General features: G+C 40.3%; 23 protein-coding genes. 21 read left to right on the forward strand and 2 right to left on the reverse strand.

Features of this window, described 5'->3' with window-relative positions; translation table 11 throughout:
* Nucleotides 1–7: 7 nt before the first annotated feature.
* Nucleotides 8–328 carry a YtpI family protein gene (locus KSU66_RS05730; protein WP_269050458.1) on the reverse strand — a complete coding sequence of 107 codons (321 nt, stop codon included), beginning with the start codon at nucleotides 326–328 and terminating at the stop codon, nucleotides 8–10.
* A gap of 94 nt (nucleotides 329–422) precedes the next feature.
* Here KSU66_RS05730 and KSU66_RS05735 point away from each other — a divergent pair, with 94 nt between their 5' ends.
* The 8 genes from KSU66_RS05735 to KSU66_RS05770 all read left to right on the forward strand — a co-directional run bounded on the left by KSU66_RS05735 (nucleotide 423) and on the right by KSU66_RS05770 (nucleotide 10,302).
* On the forward strand, nucleotides 423–1,361 hold the full coding sequence (locus KSU66_RS05735) for a DHH family phosphoesterase (RefSeq protein ID WP_269050459.1): 939 nt from the start codon (nucleotides 423–425) through the stop codon (nucleotides 1,359–1,361).
* Nucleotides 1,362–1,380: 19 nt separating this feature from the next.
* Nucleotides 1,381–4,458: a DNA polymerase III subunit alpha gene (locus KSU66_RS05740; RefSeq protein ID WP_269050460.1), complete on the forward strand. Its 3,078-nt coding sequence runs from the start codon at nucleotides 1,381–1,383 to the stop codon at nucleotides 4,456–4,458.
* A gap of 146 nt (nucleotides 4,459–4,604) precedes the next feature.
* Nucleotides 4,605–5,270, forward strand: coding sequence for a FadR/GntR family transcriptional regulator (locus KSU66_RS05745; protein WP_269050461.1), 666 nt, complete (start codon nucleotides 4,605–4,607; stop codon nucleotides 5,268–5,270).
* The gene (gene accD, locus KSU66_RS05750; protein ID WP_269050569.1) at nucleotides 5,260–6,120 is read left to right on the forward strand and encodes an acetyl-CoA carboxylase, carboxyltransferase subunit beta; all 861 of its coding nucleotides are present in this window, start codon (nucleotides 5,260–5,262) and stop codon (nucleotides 6,118–6,120) included. Before KSU66_RS05745 ends, accD begins: the two co-directional genes overlap by 11 nt.
* Nucleotide 6,121: 1 nt before the next feature.
* Nucleotides 6,122–7,075, forward strand: coding sequence for an acetyl-CoA carboxylase carboxyltransferase subunit alpha (locus KSU66_RS05755; protein ID WP_269050462.1), 954 nt, complete (start codon nucleotides 6,122–6,124; stop codon nucleotides 7,073–7,075).
* 42 nt (nucleotides 7,076–7,117) lie between these two features.
* The gene (gene pfkA / locus KSU66_RS05760) at nucleotides 7,118–8,077 is read left to right on the forward strand and encodes a 6-phosphofructokinase (protein WP_269050463.1); all 960 of its coding nucleotides are present in this window, start codon (nucleotides 7,118–7,120) and stop codon (nucleotides 8,075–8,077) included.
* Nucleotides 8,078–8,099: 22 nt separating this feature from the next.
* Nucleotides 8,100–9,860, forward strand: a complete 1,761-nt coding sequence (pyk, locus tag KSU66_RS05765) for a pyruvate kinase (protein ID WP_269050464.1) — start codon at nucleotides 8,100–8,102, stop codon at nucleotides 9,858–9,860.
* A gap of 58 nt (nucleotides 9,861–9,918) precedes the next feature.
* Complete coding sequence (locus tag KSU66_RS05770; RefSeq protein WP_269050465.1) at nucleotides 9,919–10,302, forward strand: FxsA family protein; 384 nt, start codon at nucleotides 9,919–9,921, stop codon at nucleotides 10,300–10,302.
* Here the strand turns inward: KSU66_RS05770 and KSU66_RS05775 are convergent.
* The gene (locus KSU66_RS05775) at nucleotides 10,289–11,266 is read right to left on the reverse strand and encodes an AI-2E family transporter (protein WP_269050466.1); all 978 of its coding nucleotides are present in this window, start codon (nucleotides 11,264–11,266) and stop codon (nucleotides 10,289–10,291) included. The genes KSU66_RS05770 and KSU66_RS05775 overlap by 14 nt on opposite strands.
* Before the next feature lie 182 nt (nucleotides 11,267–11,448).
* Here KSU66_RS05775 and citZ point away from each other — a divergent pair, with 182 nt between their 5' ends.
* The 13 genes from citZ (at nucleotide 11,449) to nrdR (ending at nucleotide 25,647) form a co-directional block, all read left to right on the forward strand.
* Nucleotides 11,449–12,564: a citrate synthase gene (gene citZ, locus KSU66_RS05780; RefSeq protein WP_269050467.1), complete on the forward strand. Its 1,116-nt coding sequence runs from the start codon at nucleotides 11,449–11,451 to the stop codon at nucleotides 12,562–12,564.
* A gap of 71 nt (nucleotides 12,565–12,635) precedes the next feature.
* Entirely contained in the window at nucleotides 12,636–13,904 is a 1,269-nt protein-coding gene (gene icd / locus KSU66_RS05785) for an NADP-dependent isocitrate dehydrogenase (protein WP_269050468.1), read from the forward strand.
* A gap of 141 nt (nucleotides 13,905–14,045) precedes the next feature.
* Nucleotides 14,046–14,984, forward strand: a complete 939-nt coding sequence (gene mdh, locus KSU66_RS05790; RefSeq protein WP_269050469.1) for a malate dehydrogenase — start codon at nucleotides 14,046–14,048, stop codon at nucleotides 14,982–14,984.
* Nucleotides 14,985–15,051: 67 nt separating this feature from the next.
* Nucleotides 15,052–15,492, forward strand: a complete 441-nt coding sequence (locus tag KSU66_RS05795) for a MaoC/PaaZ C-terminal domain-containing protein (RefSeq protein ID WP_269050470.1) — start codon at nucleotides 15,052–15,054, stop codon at nucleotides 15,490–15,492.
* Nucleotides 15,493–15,537: 45 nt separating this feature from the next.
* Nucleotides 15,538–16,260, forward strand: coding sequence for a response regulator transcription factor (locus KSU66_RS05800; protein ID WP_329958777.1), 723 nt, complete (start codon nucleotides 15,538–15,540; stop codon nucleotides 16,258–16,260).
* Entirely contained in the window at nucleotides 16,257–17,669 is a 1,413-nt protein-coding gene (gene pnpS, locus KSU66_RS05805) for a two-component system histidine kinase PnpS (protein WP_269050471.1), read from the forward strand. The genes KSU66_RS05800 and pnpS overlap by 4 nt, the downstream gene beginning before the upstream one ends.
* Before the next feature lie 66 nt (nucleotides 17,670–17,735).
* The gene (gene hflK, locus KSU66_RS05810) at nucleotides 17,736–18,710 is read left to right on the forward strand and encodes an FtsH protease activity modulator HflK (protein WP_269050472.1); all 975 of its coding nucleotides are present in this window, start codon (nucleotides 17,736–17,738) and stop codon (nucleotides 18,708–18,710) included.
* Entirely contained in the window at nucleotides 18,707–19,711 is a 1,005-nt protein-coding gene (hflC, locus tag KSU66_RS05815) for a protease modulator HflC (protein WP_443028938.1), read from the forward strand. Before hflK ends, hflC begins: the two co-directional genes overlap by 4 nt.
* Before the next feature lie 94 nt (nucleotides 19,712–19,805).
* The gene (gene polA, locus KSU66_RS05820; RefSeq protein ID WP_269050473.1) at nucleotides 19,806–22,430 is read left to right on the forward strand and encodes a DNA polymerase I; all 2,625 of its coding nucleotides are present in this window, start codon (nucleotides 19,806–19,808) and stop codon (nucleotides 22,428–22,430) included.
* 9 nt (nucleotides 22,431–22,439) lie between these two features.
* Entirely contained in the window at nucleotides 22,440–23,312 is an 873-nt protein-coding gene (mutM, locus tag KSU66_RS05825; RefSeq protein ID WP_269050474.1) for a bifunctional DNA-formamidopyrimidine glycosylase/DNA-(apurinic or apyrimidinic site) lyase, read from the forward strand.
* Nucleotides 23,313–23,329: 17 nt separating this feature from the next.
* The gene (gene coaE / locus KSU66_RS05830) at nucleotides 23,330–23,926 is read left to right on the forward strand and encodes a dephospho-CoA kinase (RefSeq protein ID WP_329958778.1); all 597 of its coding nucleotides are present in this window, start codon (nucleotides 23,330–23,332) and stop codon (nucleotides 23,924–23,926) included.
* Between the two features lie 124 nt (nucleotides 23,927–24,050).
* Complete coding sequence (locus KSU66_RS05835; RefSeq protein WP_269050475.1) at nucleotides 24,051–25,073, forward strand: glyceraldehyde-3-phosphate dehydrogenase; 1,023 nt, start codon at nucleotides 24,051–24,053, stop codon at nucleotides 25,071–25,073.
* A gap of 112 nt (nucleotides 25,074–25,185) precedes the next feature.
* Nucleotides 25,186–25,647 (forward strand): transcriptional regulator NrdR, encoded by a 462-nt coding sequence (gene nrdR, locus KSU66_RS05840; protein ID WP_269050476.1) that lies wholly within the window; start codon nucleotides 25,186–25,188, stop codon nucleotides 25,645–25,647.
* The last annotated feature ends 5 nt before the right edge of the window (nucleotides 25,648–25,652 follow it).

Below are 25,652 nucleotides of genomic sequence, written 5' to 3' on the forward strand. Positions count from 1 at the left end.
TAATGCATTATGCATTAGTTTTGTTAAGTTCCGCCTCTTCAGCGACGAATTGTTTATAATGTTTATGTGCACGGAAATTAAAAATTGTTACGTATAAACCTAGAGGAACAAAGATTGCCGCAACAATGTATCTAGCGATTCCATCGTCTAACATAAATTGGTTTAGTCCAAAAAAGATCAGTAAACTTCCAAGATACGTACCTGCTCTACTTGCATACATCTTTTTCCGTATAGGTAGGACATAAGTTGTGCGAAATTGACGATATTTAAAATAAAAATAAAATACGCCAGAACCAATAATTAAAAACACGAAAATTAAATTTAACATTGAAGCCCTCCAATAGTTACAGAACTTCTTACATTGTAGCGGCTTTTGAGTTGAATTGCGACCGGAATATATTGAAGCTTGGGGGAAAACAGAAATGAAAAGACAAATCATCGACACAATTGAAAAATACAATAAAATTATTATTCTTCGGCATGTTCGACCGGATCCAGATGCGTACGGTTCGCAAATAGGACTTAAAGAAATTATACAAAAAAACTACCCGGACAAAGAAGTACTTGCAGGTGGCGAACATGAGGAATCGTTATCATATCTTGCAAAACCAGATGTTATCAATCGTTCACATTATAAAGATGCGCTTGTTATCATAACGGATACGGGCAATACGGAACGAATTGACGGCGAATTTTATAACGAAAGTGAATTGATTCTAAAAATTGACCATCATCCTGATGCAGATCCTTATGGAGATGTAAGATGGGTTGACACTGGTGCAAGTTCGACTTCTGAAATGATTACATCTCTTTTTGAAGAAGGAGAAAAGTCATTCGGTTGGAAGATGCCGGACAATGCAGCACGCCTGTTGTTTGCTGGAATTGTTGGAGATACGGGACGGTTTATGTTCCCGAGTACAACTGATAAAACATTTGACAGAGCGAGTGAGCTGATTAAATACGATTTCGACCGTGCTGAATTATTTGCGGGGATGTATGAAGTTGAGCGGAAAATCCTTCACTTACAAGGCTATATTTATCAAAACTTTGAAATCGATGAAAACGGGGCGGCTTTTATTAAATTGGATCAGAAGACGCTTGAGAAGTTCCAAGTTTCACCATCTGAGACTTCACAACTTGTAGGCTCTCTTGGCGAAGTAAAAGGAATTTGTGCTTGGGCAATTTTAATTGAAGAAAGTGATCAAATTCGCGTTCGTTTGCGTTCGAAAAAACCTGTCATTAATGCACTAGCGGCACAGTATGGTGGTGGGGGACATCCACTTGCATCAGGGGCGTCAGTCCATTCATGGGAAGAAGCGGACGAACTGATTACAAAACTGAAAGAGTTATGTATAAAATAATACGGGCGGAGGGAATTCGTTGACACTTGTCTATCCGCAAATAATTACCGGCGCAGATCTTTTGCGTGGAATTATTAAACTTAACTATCTAGCCCCTCTTCTGAAAAGTAGAGGGGCTAGTGCTGCGGCCATCGTGAATTCGAAACTTTATGGTGTTCGTTCTTTTTGTAAGACGATGAAAAAATACGATATTCATCCGGTAATCGGGTTGTCTGTAAAAATCGATATTGGTGAAAACCGAACTGTTCTTTCGTATGTATACGCAAAAAACGATGAAGGGTACAAAAATCTATTAAAGATGAGTAGTGCGGTTTCTGTCAGTGAATCGGAAAACCTACCTCTTCATTGGTTAGCAGCTTATAGCACGGGTTGTATATTGACTTTTCCGATGACTGATCCTTCTTGGGAAGGTTTGCGGGATGAAGAAACAATTGAACTTTTAGTGAAAAGTTGTGGCGGTGCCGAAATCGTTCTTGGTGTGGCTAGGGTAAGTGGTGTTAAACATAGCGATGAAGAGGTAATTGAAACACTTGCAATAGCAACCAATTTACAAATTGCCGCGGTGTACGAATCGCGTTTTATTCACCCGGAAGATTCATTTTCTTACGAAGTTGCTGAAGCGATCCGTTTAGGTCATAAATTAAATGATGTAGGCAGATTGAGCAACTTACACGAAAATGCGTATGTCCCAGAAGAAGTAGAGTTAACTACTTGGTTTACGGATAAGAAAGAATGGCTTGACAATATGTCTACTCTTCTTCTTTCTTGTTCGGCAGAAATTCCACCTAGTGAGTCACTTATGCCTGTTTTCCCGGTTCCCGCCGGCGAAAATTCGGCATCGTTATTAAAAAAACATTGCCTAGAAGGATTAGTAAGGCGGCTTGATAAACCCGGGGATGCCTATGAAGAACGGCTTCATTATGAGTTGGCTGTTATCGAAGAAATGGGTTACTCGGATTACTTTCTTATTGTTGAAGACTTTATGCACTACGCGGCTGAGCAAAATATATTAACGGGCCCGGGAAGGGGTTCTTCGGCTGGATCGCTTGTTGCCTTCACACTTGGCATAACAGATGTCGATCCGCTGCGGTATGGACTTGTTTTTGAACGCTTTCTAAACCCGAGTCGAGTGACGATGCCTGACATCGATATTGACTTTGCTGATAATCGTCGCGAAGAAGTGATTGAATATGTGGTGAAGAAGTATGGCAAATCTCACGTCGCGCAAATTATTACATTTGGTACGCTTTCTGCACGAGCAGTTGCGCGTAATGTTGCGCGGGTTTTTGGATTTTCAAACGAAGAGATGGGATTTATCACACATGAAATTCCGAACCGGCTTGGCATTACACTCGGAGAAGCATTTAAAGAGTCTAAAGGTCTTCGCGATTGGGTAGCTATGGATCCATTACGAAGCAAATGGTTTGAATCGGCGCTTGCGCTGGAAGGTTTACCTCGTAATGCATCGACACATGCTGCTGGGGTAATCCTTTCGCCGAAACCACTTGTCAATACCGTACCACTTCAAACGGGTGGAGACGGTATTTATTTGACACAGTGGCCAATGGGAGACGTAGAAGAACAAGGTTTACTTAAAATGGATTTTCTTGGCCTTCGAAACTTAACGTTGTTGGACCGAATTCGCTCGATGATTTCTTTTGATAAAGGCGTTCGAATTGATTTTGAGAAAATCCCGCTTGACGATGAATTGACATATGAATTATTCAAATCAGGTGATACGTCAGGGGTTTTTCAATTTGAATCCGCTGGTATGAGAAACGCACTTAGACTAATACAGCCAAGCCGATTTCAAGACATTTACGCAATCAACGCCTTATATCGACCAGGTCCAATGGATAATATTCCGCTGTATAGCCGTAGAAAACACGGACAAGAACAAATTACGTACATCCATCCGTCGCTTGAATCTGTTTTGGCAGAAACGTATGGCGTTATTGTTTATCAAGAACAAATTATGAAAATCGCAGTGGAAATCGCAGGCTTTTCTATGGGGGAAGCGGATCTGTTAAGACGTGCGATAAGTAAAAAAGATCGCAGTATTCTTAACGAAGAAAGAATTCACTTTACAGAAAGTGCAGTGAGTAAAGGATTTCCGGAAAGCGCAGCTATTGAAGTCTATGATTTAATCGTAAAGTTTGCGGAATATGGATTCCCAAAAAGTCACGCGGTCGCTTATTCCCTCATTTCATATCGACTTGCTTATTTGAAAGCAAACGAGCCAGCTTATTTTTATGCGGCTCTTCTCTCTACAACGACAGGAAATAACGATAAGACGGTCGAATTAATAAGAGAGGCAGAAACCCGTGGTATTCAAATACTGGCACCATCGGTTAGCCAGAGTAAATATATGTACACTGTCCAAAAAAATGCGATTCGAATCGGACTTAGTTCCATCAAGGGAGTTACACCCGGCTTTTATAATGCACTAAAAGAAGTAAGAAAAGAAGGCGGTGTTTGGGAAACAATGTTTGATTTGGCGGCTGGACTGGGGGGAGACGTTTTTACAAATAAAATTATAACCCAGCTTATTAAGGCCGGTGCGTTGGACGAGTTCAACGAAACGCGTTCCGTTTTGCTTGCTTCCATAGAAGCCGCTATTTCTCATGCACTGTTTCTTCAGCCTAGCGATGGAGAAGACTTTCTTACGACTGCCATGCATTCAGTTGCTAGACCAAAGTATTCACCAGGGGAATTAATGCCGCGTATGGTAATGCTGGATTACGAAAGAGAAGTACTTGGTTTCTATCTTTCCGAACACCCAGCCGCGGAAATTAAAAAAACATCGAGTGAAACATTTCATGATGTGTTGTCACTTAACGGAATTCGTGATCGACAAGTCGTGAAAATCACCGGACTCATTACGGAAATTAAGCGGATTCGAACAAAAAAAGGCGAGTCGATGGCATTTGTTTCGGTGCAAGATGAAACAGGTACGGTATCGTGTACGCTGTTTCCAAAGCAATATGCTGTATCAGATTCCCTTCTCGATGAAATGAAGTTAGTTATCGTACAAGGGACGATTGAGAGAAGGAAAGGGCAGTTGCAAATACTCGTTCAAAAAATAGAGAAAGCATAAAAGTTCCAATTGGAATTGGCGCCCCAACCTCGGCGCCCGCTCTTTTCTGTAGATTTCACTTTACGTCCTGTATCGATTTCTGTATGCTTATACACAGGAGTGGTCAGACCACTTTTCAGTAATGGGAAAATCAGAGGGGTTTATGAATGGGAAATGTAAAACCATCATCGAAAATGTTTCTTGATATTGTCGGAGAGTTAAGAGTGCTTATCACAAAAGAAGGCATTAAAACTGGCGGTAAGTTGCCTTCTGAACGCGAATTGGCAGAGAGATTACAAGCGGGCAGGTCTACAATTCGTGAAGCACTTCGTAGTCTGGAACTACTTGGGCTCATCGAAACGCGCCGAGGAGAAGGAACATTTCTTACAGACTTTCGCAAGCATCAGCTTGTAGAGGTGCTAGCGGAATTCATCATGCAACAACCGGATTCTATATTGGACGTTCGCGAAACCCGTAGAATCCATGAAGTTGCAGCAATCCGATCCGTGTGTAAAAATAGCGGGCTTCGTGCGCTACCCGTGTGGGAAAGTTTGCTTACAAAACTGGTAATTGACAGAGAGGTACTACGCGAAGACATTATCCGCGAGATGATTGTGGCAACGGAAAACAGATTATCTCTTAAAATTTGGTTTTTGTTGAAACAATACAGTAAAGTAAAATTTAGTGAAATGACAAAAGAGATAGAAATAGAAAAAGTAACTAATCTACTTCACGGAGTGCTGATTGGCAATGAGTTACTGGCACTAGAAGCATATTTAGAGTGGATTGAAATAGTTGAAGAAGAAAGTAGGGAAACGCGAAATGATTCGTGATATTTTCAAGAAAAACAAAAAAAAGCATACAACAACGATTCCTTCCAATAATTCCAAAAATGATGTTCCAGAAGGAATTATGACAAAATGTCCGGAATGTAAAACAATTGTATTAACGAAAGATTTGAATCAATCGTTAAAAGTATGTGGGAAATGTGATTATCATTTTAGATTGACTGCTGTCGAACGAGCAGAATATCTTTTTGACGAAGGTACGTTTAAATCAATCGACAATCATCTGCAAACAGAAAACCCCCTTAATTTTCCAGCCTATACTGAAAAAGTTGAAGCAGATGCAAAAAAGACGGGCTTGAATGAAGCTGTTCTTACGGGAATAGGGGAAATCGGAGGACTTGAAATAGCGGTTGCAATAATGGACTCACATTTCCGGATGGGATCAATGGGATCAGTCGTAGGTGAGAAAATAACACGTGCAGTCGAAAAAGCAACGGAGTTACAAATTCCGGTTATCATTTTCACAGCAAGTGGCGGCGCAAGAATGCAAGAAGGCGTACTGTCGCTTATGCAAATGGCAAAAACGAGTGTTGCCCTTAACCGTCATTCTGAAAAAGGTTTGCTGTTCATTTCAGTAATGACGTATCCAACAACGGGAGGCGTATCTGCCAGTTTTGCATCTGTAGGGGATATTAACATCGCTGAACCGAAAGCACTAATTGGCTTTGCGGGTAGACGGGTTATTGAACAAACTGTACGTGAAAAACTCCCAGACGATTTTCAAACGGCAGAGTTTCTTCTCAATCATGGCCAGTTAGATGCCGTCGTTCACCGTAACGATATGAAAGATACTTTAGGTAGAATTTTACGACTTCATGTGAAAGGAGCTAACTAAAATGGGTAAAACATTAACATTTGAAGAACCAATCGTTAGGCTCCGCGAGAAAATAGATGAGCTGGAAGAGTATACAGAAAACTCTACAGTCGACTTGTCAGATGAAATCCGTACGCTTAAAGAGCGATTAAAAAATTTAGAAAAAGAAATTTACGGCAATATGGAACCATGGGATCGTGTACAAGTAGCAAGACACCCACAACGTCCAACGACTTTAGATTATATAGCCGAATTATTTGAGGACTTTATGCAATTGCATGGTGACCGAAACTATGGGGATGACGCGGCAATCGTAGGCGGAATCGCATCGTTTGAACAAACACCTATAACAATAATTGGCCACCAACGTGGAAAAGATACGAAAGAAAATGTAAAGAGAAACTTTGGTATGCCTCATCCAGAAGGATACCGTAAAGCGTTACGTTTAATGAAACAAGCAGAGAAATTTGGCCGCCCGATTATTTGTTTAATCGATACGAAAGGCGCTTATCCAGGGAAAGCTGCCGAAGAACGGGGTCAAAGTGAAGCAATTGCACGCAACCTTGTTGAAATGGCTGGACTAACTGTCCCTGTCATTTCAATCGTTATTGGAGAAGGTGGTAGCGGTGGAGCGCTTGCGCTTGGTATAGCGAATCACATTCATATGCTGGAGCACTCGACATACTCAGTTATTTCTCCTGAGGGGGCAGCTTCAATCTTATGGAAAGACTCGAGTCTTTCGAAACAAGCCGCTGAAGCAATGCGGATTACAGCTCCCGATTTAAAGGAAATGGGCATTATCGATCAAGTTATTCCAGAAGTTCTTGGTGGTGCACATCGTGATTCAAAAGCACAATCTATGCATATTGGTGATGCGATTCGCGATTCATTGAAAGAATTAGGATCAATGAACGGCACGGAACTTGTCGATAATCGATACGAAAAGTTTCGAGCAATCGGTGTATTCACTGAATAAGAAAAGGCGCAACTATTATTTACGTAAACGGAGGTGACTTGAATGAAAAGAATTGCTGTTTTGACAAGCGGCGGAGATGCACCGGGTATGAATGCCGCGGTGCGTGCAGTTGTGCGAAAGGCTATTTACGAAGGACTTGAGGTCGCGGGAGTGATGAATGGCTACCAAGGGTTAATCGACGGCAAGATTGAACTTCTACAACTTGGTTCCGTAGGTGATATTATTCAGCGGGGCGGAACGATATTACGTTCTGCGCGTTGCCCGGAGTTTCTGACAGCAGAAGGTCGTGAAAAGGCTGTTCGACAACTAAAGAAACATGGCGTTGAAGGACTTGTCGTCATAGGCGGTGACGGTTCATTCAGGGGGGCTTTTGAGCTAAGTTTATTAGGTATCCCATCTGTTTGTGTACCCGCAACGATTGATAATGATATTAATGGTACGGAGTTTACAATCGGCTTTGATACGGCCTTGAATACAGTCATCGATGCAATCGACAAAATAAGGGATACAGCTACTTCCCATGAACGCACATTTATTGTAGAAGTGATGGGTCGTGACGCTGGTGACCTTGCACTTTGGGCAGGTCTTGCTGGCGGGGCGGAAACGATTCTAATTCCAGAAGAGCAATATGATGTGGATGATATCGTCAAACGTTTGAAAAGTGGTACAGGTCGGGGAAAAAAACATAGTATTATTATCGTCGCTGAAGGTGTCATGTCCGCAAACGCATTAGCCGAGATTATCAAAAAGAAGGCTGGAATTGAAACGCGGGTCTCTGTCCTTGGTCATATTCAACGAGGAGGATCACCTTCAGCGCGCGACAGAGTCATTGCGAGTCAATACGGTGCAAGGGCCGTTGAAGTGTTGCAAGAGGGACGCGGGAGCGTTGCAGTTGGAATGAAAAATCATCAAGTGATAGACTATAAGTTGCAAGAAGTTTTTGAAGAAATGCAAAAGTCGAATAAAATGATGTACAGGCTGTCCAAAGAGCTGTCTATATAAACCGAAAAGAGGCGACAATTTCATGAGGAAAACAAAGATTGTATGTACAATTGGTCCAGCAAGTGAATCACCAGAAATTCTTGAACAACTTATCGCGGCAGGTATGAACGTTGCGCGATTGAATTTTTCACACGGGAATCATGAAGAACATAAAGTGCGTATCGATAGAATTAAAGAAGTATCAAGGAAACAAGGTAAAGTTGTTGGGATTTTACTTGATACGAAAGGACCAGAAATCCGGACGCATTCTATGAAAGATGGACATGTAGATCTTGTAACTGGACAATCTATCGATATTTCGATGACGGAAGTAAAAGGCGATAGCAATGTATTCTCAATTACATACAATCAGTTGATTGAAGATGTAGATAAAGGGTCAACTATTCTTCTTGACGACGGTCTTATTCAATTAGAAGTAACAGGTAAAAGTGTAGAGCGAGGACTTATTCATACAATCGTAATCAATTCAGGCGTTTTAGAAAATAATAAAGGTGTCAATGTTCCGGGAGCAGCGGTTCAACTTCCAGGAATGACTGACAAAGATAAAGAAGATATTCTTTTTGGAATCAGAGAAGGTGTTGACTTTATTGCAGCTTCTTTCGTAAGACGAGCTTCTGATGTAATGGAAATTCGCACGCTTTTGGAAGAAAATGACGGGGCGCATCTCCAAATTATCCCGAAGATTGAAAACGAAGAAGGCGTCGACAACATCGATGAAATACTTAATGTGTCAGATGGTTTAATGGTTGCTAGGGGAGATCTTGGCGTTGAAATACCGGCGGAAGAAGTTCCACTCGTACAAAAAAAGTTAATTAAGAAATGTAACCAAGCTGGAAAACCAGTCATTACGGCAACACAAATGTTAGATTCAATGCAGCGTAATCCCCGCCCGACACGTGCGGAAGCGAGCGACGTTGCAAACGCTATTTTAGACGGTTCGGATGCGATTATGCTTTCAGGCGAAACTGCAGCGGGAGTTTATCCGGTTGAATCGGTTCGTACGATGGAAAAAATTGCACTTCGTACGGAAGAGTCCATCGACTATCGTTCGGTTGTTTCAACGCGTCGACGTGAAAAGCATGGTAATATGACAGATGCTATTGGTCAAGCAGCGGCATATACTGCTATCAACTTAAAAGTAAAAGCAATTTTAGCACCGACTCAAAGTGGTCAAACAGCGAAAATGATTGCTAAGTATCGACCGGGATGCCCGATTATTGCACTTACTTCTTCCGAAACATGCTCTAGGAAACTTACTCTTGTATGGGGAATTTACCCGATTGTTGGAAGTACAGTTACTTCAATCGATGCCATTTTGGAAGAATCCATTGAGGAAAGTGTTAAGCATCAGTATGTTGGTCACGGCGACGTTGTCATTATTACTGCTGGAGTTCCTGTTGGAAAAGCAGGCTCGACAAACTTAATGAAAATACACGTTATCGGAGATCTTCTTGCTCGTGGCCAAGGAATTGGAAAGACGGTTGCATTTGGACGCGCGGTCGTTGCGAACAATGCAGAAGAGGCATTGATGCATAATACTGAAGGAGCAATTCTTGTCACAAATGGCTCTGACCGGGATATGATGCCAGCAATTGAAAAGTGTGCTGGTCTAATTACTGAAGAGGGTGGACTAACAAGTCATGGTGCGATTGTTGGGCTAAGTTTAGGAATCCCCGTAATCGTTGGTGTTGAAAATGCTACTGAACTCATTAAACATGGCAACGACATTACAATGGACGCCGAATCCGGTGTTATTTATAATGGACATGCTAGCGTACTTTAAAAAAATGGCTGCTCCCGGAAATATTCGGCGAGTAGCTTTTTTCGGGAGGTAATCTATTTTGAAATGGCTTGTACTCGCTTTTATAGGCATCCCTACGGCGGAACTTGCTTTACTAATCTATTCAGGTCAATCGATTGGTTTACTACCAACAATTACAATTATCCTTATCACTGGGATTGGTGGTGCCTATTTTGCAAAAAGGCAGGGAGTAAAAGCATGGAACGAGATGAGAAGACGCATGTCGACTATGGAAACTCCGGGAGATGCGCTCATCGATAGTGTTTGTATTTTTGCAGGTGGTTTACTCCTTATTATGCCGGGTTTCATTACAGATTTCTTCGGAATTTTATTACTTTTTAAATGGCCAAGAAATGTAATTAGACCATTCATTCATCGGTGGATTTTCAAGAAAATGAAAAGCGGGCAAATCATTCTGAGGTGAAAAGTGGATTAGTTTTCACTTTAAGAGCTGCGAATAAAAGAAAGGGTGTCAATAAGATACCTACCAAACCAAACAAATAAAATGAACTGGCCATAATTAGAAATGCATGGACAGGCTTAAGTTGAAATGTAGAGGCATACATGTATGACTCCGCTATTTGCCGTGTTATAAGTGTAAATACGTAAAGTAAAATAAGTGATACACCTACGTAGTAGTTACCTGAGTGGAGAAAAAAAGCCGCCATTGGAATGAGGAAAAGGCCGACACCGAAAAGCGGCAGACTATCAACAAGTGAAATTAGAAAAGCTGTTCCAATAGGTGACTCGAACCTTAAAAAAAGAAAACCGATGGACAAAATAAAAAAAGTTAAAAAAATCAAACGTACTTCAACAAAAATAAAAGTTCCGATGAGTTTACCGGCTCCGGTTAACATTTTTTTTGCAGACAAACGAATTTTTACAGGGAAATAGACAAGAAACCAAAAGCGGTCTTTCCCAGATTCTCTTAAGGCAAAAAAGTAAGCGACCAGAAATATGAATAGACTTAGCAGATGTTGGAAAATGGTCCGTATGGTTGTGACAGCATACTCAAGCAAAGCTTGTCCGTATTGAATGATTTTACCTTCCAAAAAGGTAAGTACTTTTCCAGCAACATCTGTGTTTTTTGTAAAAGGAGTTAGATGTCTCTCGACGGCTGGCACGATATCGATAATTCCGTGCAACGCAATATACGTAAAAGCACTTGTCATAAGCATTAACAAAAACATGACAAACAAAGTCGCGATTGTAAGAGGAAGTTTAGAAAGAGAACGAACCGCATATAAGATTGGTGTAGTGAAGTATGCTAAGATGATAGCGATGGCTACCGGAGGAACCGCAAAAATCAATATAGCTGTTAATAATACGGGAATCCATTTTAAAACGATGTAATTCATTGTCTGAAGTTTGTCGTCACTAGGTGTCATTGGAGCCTTCCTTTCACACATATTAAAACAAAATAAGCGTTTGTATTCACAAAGCCGACAAAATTGATTATAATGAATTCTGTAAGCGTTTTTAAGATGATTTACTTTACTAGCAGACAGGTCGTCTTTCTGCCTTTTTTTATGGAAAGAACGACTGCGCTGAAAAAGAAGGAGCGAATTTTATGACATCGACCAAAGGGTTGGAAGGAGTCGTAGCTACACAGTCAGCAATTAGTTCAATTATTGATGACACTCTTACATATGTAGGCTATGATATTGACGATCTTGCAAATAACGCAAGCTTTGAAGAAGTTGTATATCTTCTATGGCACAAACGTCTACCGAAAGAGGACGAACTTGCGGAGTTGAAAAAACAACTTGCAGATAACATGGCAGTTCCACAAGAAGTACTTAACCACTTTAAAACATATCCAATTAAAGAGGTACATCCGATGGCTGCACTTCGTACGGCAGTATCTCTTCTAGGATTATACGATGAAAAAGCAGAAGATATGTCTGATGAAGCAAACTACGAAAAAGCGATTATGTTACAAGCAAAAATTGCTACAATCGTTACTGCATTTGGACGTATTCGCAAAGGATTAGAGCCAGTTGCACCAAAAACTGAACTTGGCTACGCTGCGAACTTCCTTTACATGCTTTCAGGACAAGAGCCAGAAGCGATTGCTATTGAAGCTTTCGACAAAGCCCTTGTTCTTCATGCTGACCACGAGCTAAATGCATCTACATTTACGGCACGTGTTTGTGTGGCTACGCTCTCTGACATGTATTCGGGCGTCACAGCTGCTATTGGGGCGCTTAAAGGTCCACTACACGGTGGGGCAAACGAGCAAGTTATGAAAATGTTGATGGAAATTGGTTCAGAGGAAAACGTAGAACCATACATCAGAGAAAAGTTGGACAATAAAGAAAAAGTCATGGGCTTTGGTCACCGTGTGTACAGTAAAGGTGATCCACGTGCGAAGCATCTTCGTGAAATGTCACAGAAATTAACGACACTTCGTGGCGAAGAGAAATACTACAACATGTCTATTAAAATTGAAGAAATGGTAACAGGCGAAAAGAACTTGCCAGCTAACGTAGACTTCTTCTCGGCATCTGTTTACCACTCTTTAGATATTGACCATGATTTGTTCACACCAATCTTCGCGGTTTCCCGTATATCAGGTTGGATTGCACATATTCTTGAGCAATATGCAAACAACAGGTTAATTCGTCCACGTGCAGATTACAATGGACCTGGCATGCAAAAGTATGTACCAATTAACGAACGATAAAAACTGAAAATAAAGTGGGGCAGCATAATTATATGTCTGCCCTATGATTTTGAGATTGGGAGGAAATATTAATGACTAACGGTGAAAAAATTACAGTAACAAACGGTGTTTTAAATGTTCCAGATCACGCGGTAATTCCATTTATTATCGGTGATGGTACGGGTCCAGATATTTGGCATGCGGCGTCACGTGTTCTTGAAGCTGCTGTTGATAAAGCTTACGAAGGTAAAAGGAAACTTGTTTGGAAAGAAGTTCTTGCAGGTGAAAAAGCATTCAACGAAACTGGCGAATGGCTTCCACAAGAAACGCTTAATACAATTGACGAATATTTAATCGCTATTAAAGGACCACTTACAACACCAATCGGTGGAGGATTCCGTTCATTGAACGTTGCACTTCGTCAAGAGTTGGATCTTTATACTTGCGTACGTCCTGTTCGTTATTTTGATGGTGTTCCTTCACCGGTAAAACGTCCAGAAGACTGTGATATGGTTATTTTCCGTGAAAACACAGAAGATATTTATGCAGGAATTGAATATGAAAAAGGTACAGACGAAGCGAAGAAATTAATCGATTTCCTCCAAAATGAAATGGGCGTTAAAAATATTCGTTTCCCAGAAACTTCAGGAATCGGAATTAAACCAATTTCAGAAGATGGTACAAAACGTCTTGTACGCGGTGCAATTGAATATATTATCAAAGAAGGACGTAAATCATTAACACTTGTCCATAAAGGGAATATCATGAAGTTCACGGAAGGCGCATTTGCTAACTGGGGCTATGAAGTTGCTGAAGAAGAATTTGGCGATAAAGTATTCACTTGGAGGCAATACGATCAAATCAAAGACGCTGAAGGTTCGGACGCTGCAAATAAAGCACAATCTGAAGCTGAAGCTGCTGGCAAGATTATCGTTAAAGAAGCAATTGCTGATATCTTCCTACAACAAATCTTGACACGTCCAAAAGAGTTTGATGTTGTTGCAACAATGAACTTGAATGGTGACTACATCTCTGATGCACTTGCTGCACAAGTAGGCGGAATCGGAATTGCTCCTGGAGCGAACATTAACTACTTAACAGGACATGCTATTTTCGAAGCAACTCACGGTACTGCGCCGAAGTATGCTGGTCTTGACGTAGTTAACCCATCATCACTTCTACTTTCTGGTGTGTTAATGCTTAACCACCTTGGTTGGAATGAAGCTGGAAAAATGATTGAAGATTCAATTGAAAAAACAATTGCATCTAAAGTAGTTACGTATGATTTCGCACGTCTAATGGATGGCGCAACAGAAGTAAAAACTTCAGAATTTGCAAATGAACTAATTAAAAACCTTTAATTTTATTTAGTGGGGGATAACCTTTCCGGCTAAAAAAAATCTGGACGCAATCATTCCAAGGTGTGATTGATTTTTAATTATCTAATTGAACGAAGGGGGCTCTGTCCCCCTTATACATATGAATAAAAGGGGAGTTTTCTTATGACAATGCAGAGGAAAAAGGTCTCAGTAATTGGTTCTGGTTTCACAGGTGCAACTACGGCTTTTCTTTTAGCTCAAAAGGAGCTTTGCGACGTAGTGATCGTAGATATTCCGCAAATGGAAAATCCAACAAAAGGAAAAGCGCTTGACATGATGGAAGCTGGACCAGTTCAAGGTTTTGACGCGAATATCATTGGAACTTCGGATTATGCGGATACAAAAGACTCTGACATTGTTATTATCACAGCTGGTATTGCACGTAAACCAGGTATGAGTCGTGACGATTTAGTTCAGACGAACCAAAAAGTCATGAAAATCGTAACGAGTGAAATTGTTAAACATTCTCCGAACACAACAATTATTGTATTGACGAATCCAGTCGATGCAATGACATATACGGTATACAAAGAATCCGGGTTCCCAAAAGAACGTGTAATCGGTCAATCCGGTGTTCTTGATACAGCACGATTTCGTACATTTGTTGCGCAAGAACTTAACTTGTCTGTCAAAGACGTTACGGGCTTCGTACTAGGTGGGCATGGCGATGATATGGTTCCACTTATCCGCTACTCATATGCAGGTGGCATTCCACTTGAAACATTGATTCCAGCTGAACGGCTTGAAGAAATCGTAGATCGCACACGTAAAGGTGGCGCAGAAATCGTTAACCTTCTAGGCAACGGTTCCGCTTATTACGCTCCCGCTGCTTCACTTGTTGAAATGGCTGAGGCAATTTTAAAAGACCAGAAGCGTGTCCTTCCTTCGATTGCATACCTTGAAGGCGAATATGGGCTTGATGGAATTTATATTGGTGTTCCGACTGTACTTGGCGCGGGTGGTATCGAAAAAATAATTGAACTTGAGTTGACTGAAGATGAAAAAGCGGCATTAGCTAATTCTGCTGAATCCGTTAAAGCAGTAATGAAAGTTCTTGTATAACTAATACTGAATCGAGTGGCTAAAGCTACTCGGTTTTTTTTACAAGATGAGAAAAGGGGGAATCGCGTTGATTCTAGGAAAGAAAAGACGTCTTGGAAGAAAAATTGAAGACATTACAGTTGGAGAACGATTAAAGCTGACGGAAAAAATTGAAGATAAGGATTTACTTCTTTATCTCGGACTAACTAATGATGCAAATCCACTTTACATTCAGCATGACTTTGCATCTCAAACAAGTTATGCAAAACCTATTGTTCCATCAATTATGCTTACTGGAATAATCACTTCAGCAACTTCAAAGTATTTACCGGGCCCTGGTTCACATGTTGTCGAACAACATCTTTCATTTAAAAAAACTGTTTATCATTATTCAACCATCGATTTTCTTTTAGAAGTAGCTCAAGTAGATAAAGAAAATAACCGAATTGTAGTAAGAGTCGAAGCGCATAATGAGCAAGAAGAAATTGTGATTTCCGGAACGGTAACAGTTATCCCGCCGAAACAGTAGATTGACTCACTTCTTAGGTAGCAGATAACTTTTGAATAGGAGCCAGTGAAGACATTGACATTAGAAAAGAAAAAAATACTTATTGTTGAAGATGAACCATCTATTCGGACATTACTAGACTACAATTTGAAACAAGCGCAATTCGAAACGATACTTGTTGAAGATGGGGAAGAAGCCATTTTAAAAGCATCCTCTGAAAAACCAGATTTAATTTTATTGGATTTAATGTTGCCTAAAATGGATGGAATTGAAGTGTGTAAGTCTTTACGCCAAGCCGGTAGTAATATTCCAGTTATTATGTTAACAGCAAAAGGTGATGAATTTGACAAGGTACATGGTCTTGAAATCGGTGCCGACGATTATATGACAAAACCGTTTAGTCCACGGGAAGTAGTTGCACGAGTCAATGCAGTTTTAAGACGTAGTGCGGATCGTCCAAGTAATAATGATAATTCCGCTATGTTACTTAAATCTGGTGCATTGACGATTGATTTGGATCGATATCAAGCATATTTAAACGACTCTGAACTTGAATTTACCCCGAAAGAATTTGAGTTACTTGTCTATTTGGTACAAAATAAAAATCGCGCCTTAACACGTGACCAACTACTAAGTGCAGTTTGGAATTACGATTTCGTGGGGGATACTCGGATTGTGGATGTTCATGTTAGTCATCTGCGTGAAAAAATTGAAGTGAATACAAAAAAACCACTGTTCATTAAAACGGTTCGGGGTATTGGTTATAAATTTGAGGAGCAAAAAGTATGAAGAAAAGTCTTTACAGACGTCTTCTAATTGCTTGCACAGTCCTTCTTTTATTATTGCTTACTGGCCTTGGTCTTGTCCTAGGTCAGTTTTTCCCTTTATTCGGGGAACATGCGAATCCTGAATTACAAAAAAGTTATATTGGATTTTTAATTTTAATTTTATTAATTGCCTTTATCCTTTCGTTTCTTATGGCTGCGAGAATGATGGTTCAATACGCTAAACCAATAGACGATGCAACCGAAACGGCCTTGCGAGTTGCGGGTGGTGACTACATGATAAGTATGCCAACGAACGAACATAATCCAGATCTTGAATTGACCGTAGCTATAAAAAAGATAGCCAATACGATGCAAGAAATGTCAGTTACGAAAATGATGGAAAAAGAACGTTTGAATACACTTGTGGAAAGTATGGGAAGCGCTCTTTTAATGATTGGTCGTGAAGGTGCCATCAATCTTGTGAATGGCGTGTTTCGAGAAACTTTTGGATTCACTTCGGAAAAAATTGTTGGGAAAACATTTAATGACATTGGCTTGCCCGTTGAAATTGAAAGTCTTATAGAAAGTGTGTTCATGACAGAACAAGCTAATGATAAACAAGTTCGTCTACGAGGTGGAGTGACGCCCTCCTATGTAAACGTCTATGGTGCACCCGTAATTGGGCATCATGGCAATTGGCTAGGGATCGTAGTCGTTATGCATGATATTACGAAATTAAGACTGCTTGAAGAAGTAAGGAAAAATTTCGTTGCAAATGTTTCCCACGAACTTCGCACACCGATTACATCGATAACAGGATTTACTGAAACGTTATTGGCCGGAGCAATGGAAGAGCCAGAAGTGTTAAAAGAATTTCTTGAAATCATTCAAAAAGAAGGGAATCGACTTCAATTACTTGTTGATGATCTTCTTGCTTTGTCTGGAATGGAGACGGACGCATTTTCGCTTGAGCTCGCCCCTGTTAATTTAAGAAGCGTTATCAATGATGCATTGAAAATTGTATCCGGAAATATGGCACAGAAAAAAATGAATATCTTCTTAGATATAACGAACGAAGTCATTATTCAAGGTGACGCGGACAGGTTAATCCAAGTAATGGTGAATTTATTATCGAATGCGATTACGTATTCGAAAGATAATAAGACAATTACAATATCTGTAACTGAATCGACTAATCGGGTGTCACTTGCAGTGAAAGACGAAGGAATCGGCATTGCTCCTTTAGAGCTATCCCGACTATTTGAAAGGTTTTACCGCGTAGACCGTGCAAGAAGCCGAAATTCCGGCGGTACGGGGCTTGGACTTGCTATCGTCAAGCATTTGGTAGAAGCGCACGGTGGCACCGTAAATGTAGAAAGTATTCTTGGTGAGGGGACGACTTTCAAGGTCCATCTCCCAATCGAACGATAATGTGAAACTTTTAGGTTTGTAGTACGTATACAGTAATGATACATAATTAAAGGGGGGGTTATACTTATGAGTACGCGCCGTATACTAACAGCGCTTGGCCTCGTTGTTGCGGGTCTATTACTTGTCGTCGTTGCTTTCACGACATGGTATACCGTTGACGAATCAGAACAAGCAACCGTGATTACTTTCGGTAAAGCAGACACGACAATTACCGATTCAGGACTACATTTTAAATTACCATGGCCCATTCAAACGGTAGCCGTTTTATCGAAAGAGACATTTAGTCTTAGTTTTGGGTACAAGCAAGATAAAAGCGGAGAGCTTGTGTCATTCGATAAAGAAACGAAAATGATCACGGGAGATGAATACATCGTCCTGACAAATCTTGTTGTCCAGTGGAAAATTACTGAACCACAGAAGTATTTATTTAACTCTGAGGATCCGAAAGTAATTCTTCATGACGCGACGTCCGCTTCCATACGTTCTGTAATTGGTAGTTCGACAATTGATTCGGCACTTACAGATGGTAAAGCAGAAATTGAAGCGAAGACGAGAGATTTACTTGCGACATTAATAGAGAAATACGATATTGGAATCGCTGTTCAAAGTGTAAAACTACAAGATGTTGAGCTTCCAAATGCGGAAGTTCGTGCAGCGTTCACAGCTGTAACAGATGCACGTGAAACAAAAAACACGAAAATAAACGAAGCGAAAAAGTATGAAAACCAAAAGCTAAACGAAGCAATCGGTGAACGCGATGCCATCCAATCACGTGCAACGGGACAGAAAACGGCTCGGATTGAACAAGCGCATGGAGATGTATCTTTGTTTAATAATCTTCACGCGGAGTATGCTAAAAATAAAGACATTACGCGTAAGCGGCTTGTCCTCGAAACGTTGGAACAAGTTTTACCGAATGCAAAAATTTATATTATGAATGATACGGGTGAAACGGTGAAATATTTACCGCTACAACAATTGGAAAACAGCCCACTACCTCCAGTAACCGAAGATGAAAAAGAAGGAGGCGGGGACAATTGAGTAATGATAATAACCCATTCAAAAGTATTGAAGAAAAGTTTGCGGAAAGACAACGCGCTAAAAAAATAGCGCAGCAAAAAAAGCAAACGACTCCGGATATTTCAAAAGCTCCATTGGAATTTAAGAAGTATATAAAAACAACAATTACAATCACCGCACTATTTGCAATTGCTGTCATCTTAGTTGCTAATCTATTTATAGTAAAAGAGAATGAGTACCGGGTTGTGCGCCAGTTTGGAGAAATTAAGCGAATTGTTGAAACGCCGGGCATCAGTATAAAAGTTCCATTTATCCAAGACGTAACAACGTTGCCGAAGAGTCAAATGACATACAATGTCTCAGAAGCTGAAATTAACACGAAAGACAAAAAACGTATAATCATTGATAATTATGCGGTTTGGAAAATAACCGATCCAAGAAAAATGGTTTCCAACGCTAGAAACATTGTCAATGCAGAGTCAAGAATGGAAGAATTTATTTACTCTGTTGTCCGTTCGGAACTTGGGCAATTGAATTATGCGGAAATTGTGAATGACGAAAACTCTTCACGCGGCAGTCTAAATGACCGTGTAACCGAAAAGGTAAATGAATTTTTAGATGCTGGAAACTTTGGTGTTGAAGTCGTTGACGTTCGCATGAAACGAATTGATTTACCAGAGGAAAACGAACAATCCATTTATACACGAATGATTTCAGAGCGCCAATCAACTGCGCAAACGTATTTATCTGAAGGGGACGCAGATAAAAGTAGAATTGAAGCCGAAACAGACCGTGAAGTACAGGAAATGTTAGCAACGGCTAAAAAAGAAGCGGCAATTATTCATGCTGAAGGTGAATCGGAGGCTGCAAAAATCTACAATGACACATTTTCTAAAGACCCCGAGTTTTATAACTTGTATCGAACGCTTCAATCGTATGAAAAAACGATTGGCGATGACACAATGATTATCATCCCGTCCGACTCGCCATATGCGAAAGTGTTAACGGGTTACTTGGAATAACAGACCTCCATCATTTTCAATTATTCTTGCCGACGTGGTAAGATAAATGAAGATGATGGTTTTTTAAATCTTATTCAACAGGAGTGGAGCTTACTTGACGAAAAAGAAAATAGTACTACTTGATGGGAATAGCCTTGCCTATCGGGCATTTTTTGCATTACCCCCGTTAACGAATGAGCACGGCGTACATACAAACGCAGTGTACGGATTTACGATGATGCTTCAAAACATACTTGCGGAAGAAAAACCGACACATATGCTCGTTGCTTGGGATGCAGGTAAAACGACATTTAGACATAAAACATTTACTGAATATAAAGGTGGTCGTCAAAAGACGCCATCCGAACTATCGGAACAGTTCCCATATATCCGGAAATTATTGACTGCCTATAATATTGCTCAATACGAATTAGATGCGTATGAAGCGGATGATATTATTGGAACGTTAAGCAAAACAGGGAACGAAGAAAACTTTGAAGTTGTTGTTATATCAGGTGATAAGGATTTAACGCAACTCGTAACGGACCATACAACCGTACGTATCACTCGAAAAGGCATTACAGATACTGAAGAGTATACGCCTGCTCACATTTTAGAAAAATACGGTATAGAACCACTTCAAATTATCGATATGATGGGACTTATGGGAGATCCATCCGATAATATTCCGGGAGTTCCCGGAGTTGGAGAGAAAACTGCGCTCAAACTTTTGAAGGAATATGGGTCTATTGAAAATGTATACAAATCACTGGATCAAATTACTGCAAAAAAATTGAATGAGAATTTAACAAACAACGAAGAGCAAGCATTTATGAGTAAAGAGCTTGCAACAGTCGAATTGAATGCACCTATTACGATTGAAATCGATGAATTGAATTATGACGGACCCGATATGGAAAAACTGACGAGTATTTATAAGGAACTGAGTTTTAAAACACTTCTCGAGAAAATCGCACCAGCAGAGGCCAATGAGCCGCAAGAAATTATAGAAGTTACAATTGTGACTGAAATAACTGAGGAACTATTAGCCGATGAAATGGCGCTTCATATAGAAATGATGGATGAGAATTATTTGAGAGCCGACATATTGGGCATCAGTCTTGCGACGGAAGAAAAAACACTATATATCCCTTTTGCTGTTGCGAAGGAATCGGACGTACTTAAAAAATGGCTTCAAGCCGATGATAAAAAGAAATACTCTTCTGATTCGAAGGCGGCACTTGCATCCATGTCACGCTTCGATTTTGCAATTCAAGGTATCGAGTTTGACTTGCTCCTTGCATCTTATATTGTAAATCCCGCGACAACGTATACGGATGTTGCTTCAATCGCTAGGGAATTTGGAAATATGGAAGTGCAACATGATGAAGCGATCTATGGAAAAGGTGCTAAGAAAGCAGAACCGACTGAAGAAGTTGTTGCCGAACACGCAAGTCGTAAAGCACAAGCCATTTGGAAGTTACGACCAATTGTCAAAGAGAAATTAAAAGATTACGGACAGTTTGATTTATATCACGATTTGGAATTACCACTTGCTTCGATTCTTGGAAAAATGGAATCGACAGGAGTGAAAACAAATAAGGAAACGTTACTTGAAATCGGTAAAGAACTTTCAGCAAAAATAATCGATCTAGAATCGATTATTTATGAAATTGCGGGAGAAAAGTTTAACGTCAATTCTCCAAAACAACTCGGAGTGATACTGTTTGAAAAAATGGGTTTAACACCAATTAAAAAAACGAAAACAGGCTATTCAACTGCTGCGGATGTGTTGGAGAAACTTGAAAGTGAACATGAGATTATTAGCCATATTTTGAATTATCGCCAACTCGCTAAGCTAAATTCAACGTATATTGTTGGACTGTCAAAAGAAATTCATGACGACGGAAAAATTCATACACGCTTTCAGCAAGCATTGACCCAAACAGGTCGCCTAAGTTCGATTAATCCTAACTTGCAAAACATACCCGTACGTCTTGAAGAAGGGAGAAAGATTCGTGCGGCATTCGTACCATCCGAACCGGGCTGGTTGTTGTTCACGGCGGATTATTCTCAAATCGAGTTGCGTGTCCTTGCTCATATTTCTCAAGATGAGAAATTAATCGAAGCGTTCCGTGAAGGTGCCGATATTCATACGAGAACAGCTGCGGATGTGTTTGGTGTGGAAATTGATGAAGTTACTTCGGAGATGAGACAATCTTCGAAAGCAGTAAACTTTGGAATTATTTATGGTATTAGTGATTATGGTCTGTCACAAAGCTTGAATATTACCCGTAAAGAAGCCGCTGCGTTCATTTCAGCGTATCTGGAGAGTTTCCCAGGTGTAAAGCAATATATGGATGACATCGTATCGGAAGCGAAGCTTAAAGGCTTCGTAACAACACTTATGAATCGCAGAAGGTATTTACCAGAAATAACGAGCTCCAACTTTAATATAAGAGGTTTTGCAGAACGTACCGCGATGAATACACCAATCCAAGGTAGTGCGGCGGATATCATTAAAAAGGCAATGATTGACATGGCTGCAAGACTTGAAACTGAAGGATTGAAAACACGTATGCTACTACAGGTTCATGATGAACTTATTTTTGAAGCACCGGAAGACGAAATAGAACGATTAAAATTAATCGTGCCAGAAGTAATGGAATCCGCAATAGCACTAGACGTGCCACTAAAAGTTGATTGGGAATTCGGAACGTCTTGGTACGACACAAAGTGAGGGAAATAAATGCCAGAGTTGCCTGAAGTTGAAGGACTTGTCCGTGAGCTGGCACCCGCGGCAATCGGCAGAACGATTCGCGCGGTTACGGTGTCGGACATCGTAATCGAATCGAAAGCACAAGGTAAGGAAGCTATTTTAAAAGGAATGTCGACCGAGAGATTTGTAAAAGAAATGGTCGGGATGACGATAACGGATGTAACTCGTCGCAGTAAGTATATTTATTTTGATGTCGTTAAAGAGGATAGTGCTTATCTTCTTGTCAGTCATCTTGGTATGTCGGGGGCTTGGTTTGCGGTTGGGTCCATCGACGAAGTAACCGAATTGAAATTTCGCAAGCACATCCACGTCATTTTAGAAATGGAAGACGGGGGATTGCTTGTCTATTCGGATATTCGTCGTTTTGGAGAACTACGACTATTGGATAAAGAAGCGGATTACCCGCCCTTATTGAGAATGGCTCCAGAACCATTTGATCAGGAAGCCTGCGCGCATTATCTTGAGTACTCGGCTACACCCAAATATGCAAAAAAGGCAATTAAAGAAGTAATTATGGATGGGCAAGTTATATCCGGCTGCGGCAATATTTACGCAACGGAAGCCCTTTTCAAAATGAAAATCCATCCGGGTAGGACGGCAGAACGTATAAGTTTGAAACGGAAAACGGAGCTGTTCCATGTAATTGTTGATATTTTGCAAGAAAGTATCGACGCAGGCGGCAGTACCATTTCTGATTATCGAAAGATCGATGGGGAGTCGGGCACGATGCAACATCGGTTGAAGATGTACGGCAGAAAAATTTGTCCTAGTTGTAATGCAGTGACAAAAAGCATGAAAATTGCCGCAAGGACTTCAGTCTATTGTCCTAGTTGCCAAAGATGATGAAAGGAAGAGTGCAGATGATTATCGGTTTAACCGGAAGTATTGCTAGCGGTAAAAGTACCATTTCTAAGATGTTGGCAAAAAAAGGATTTCCAATCGTTGATGCAGATGAAATTGCGCGTCTTGTTGTTGAACCTGGAACAGAAGTAATAGAAGAAATTCGTCGTGTTTTTGGAGAAGAAGTGTTACACGCTGATAATACGCTAAACAGGGAAAAACTTGGGGAGTGTATATTTGGAAATGTAGTTGAACGTGAAAAGTTAAATTCGATTATTCATCCAGCTATCCGAGCTGAAATGATTAGGCAAAAAGAAAAATTTGTTTTTGACGGATTTAAGACAATCATTATGGATATCCCATTGCTTTTTGAAAGCAAGCTGCAACATTTTGTTGAAAAGATTCTTGTTGTTTCGGTAACGCCCGAAATTCAAAAACAGCGGCTCATGTCGAGAAATGAATTAACGAAAGAAGAAGCATTGGCGCGCATTGGATCCCAACTACCTATGGAACAAAAAGAAGAGGGCGCAGACGAAATTATTTATAATAATGGAACTGTAGAAGAGTCGGAAAAACAATTACTGGAGATACTTGCAAAATGGAATGTGAAACCGTAAATTGATTCGGAAAATATGAACTATTGAATCTTGTTAATTAGGGTGATTTATTATCGTTTAATGTGTTATACTAATCAGCAGATAAAAGATATAAAGTATAACATACTTACTGGAGGATTAACACATGACAACTTCTATAGCGATTAATGGGTTTGGACGTATTGGACGGATGGTTTTCCGCCAAATGATTATGGAGGAAGATGTAACAATTGTTGCTGTAAATGCATCATATCCATCTGAAACACTTGCGCATCTTATTAAGTACGATACGAATCATGGAACATTCGAAGGCGAAATAATTGCAGAAGAAAATGCACTTGTAGTTAACGGAAAACGTGTCCAACTTGTTGCGGAGCGCGACCCTTTGAAACTACCGTGGAAAGACCTTGGTATCGATATCGTTATTGAAGCAACAGGCGCATTTAATTCACGGGATAAGGCGGCACTTCATCTTGAAGCGGGTGCAAAGAAAGTAATCATATCTGCACCGGGTAAAAATGAAGACATTACTGTCGTTCTTGGTGTCAATGATGACAAACTCGACGTTGAAAAACATGACGTAATTTCCAATGCTAGCTGTACAACAAACTGTCTAGCACCAGTTGCAAAAGTTTTGAATGATAAGTTCGGTATTGTGAATGGTTTAATGACAACGATTCATGCGTACACAACAGACCAAAACAATCTAGATAATCCACATAAAGACCCACGCAGAGCACGAGCATGCGGTCAGTCAATTATTCCGACTTCAACCGGAGCTGCAAAAGCTTTATCGCTTGTACTTCCTGAATTGGAAGGGAAAATCCATGGAATGGCACTTCGTGTTCCGACACCAAATGTCTCACTCGTGGACCTTGTTGTTGACGTTGAACAAGACGTAACAGTCGAAATGGTAAATGATGCATTTAAAGATGCTGCTAAAGAAAATATGGCAGGTATTATTCGTTTCACGGAAGAGCCACTTGTATCTGTTGATTTCAATACGACAAAAGAGTCAGCTACTATTGACGGACTGTCAACAATAGTTATGGGCGACCGTAAAATTAAAGTACTTGCATGGTATGACAATGAATGGGGTTATTCAGCCCGTGTTGTCGATTTGTCGAAAAAAGTCGGAAAAGACCTAAAAACACTTGCAAAAGCATAAGTGAAATAAATAGAAAAAATCAGGCAGAGGAATTACTCCTCTGCTTTTTCGATGTTTTTGGTATTGTTCTGTTATAATTAAATTAATATAATGTAAAAGTGGGAGATGCCAAATGAAATGTCCAGCCTGTCAGTACAATGGCTCCCGGGTTGTCGACTCGAGACCTGCGGATGAAAGTAAATCAATACGTCGCCGAAGGGAATGCGAGTCTTGTGCCTTCCGATTCACGACATTTGAAAAAGTAGAAGGAACTCCTTTAATTGTCGTGAAGAAAGATGGTTCACGTGAAGAATTTAGTGGAGAAAAAGTGCTTAGAGGTCTTATTCGGGCATGTGAGAAACGTCCCGTATCATTAGAAGAACTTAAGGAACTTGTTTATTCAATTGAAAAAGAACTTCGAAGTTCGGGAATCGCGGAAATAAATTCTGACAAAGTGGGAGAGATAGTTATGGAGCGCCTGGCAGATGTTGACGAAGTTGCTTACGTACGGTTTGCCTCCGTTTATCGTGAATACCAAGACGTAACGGTATTCATTGAAGAGTTGAAAAATCTACAAAGCCGTTTAGGAAAATAATTTGA

Source organism: Sporosarcina sp. G11-34 (genome assembly GCF_026931025.1).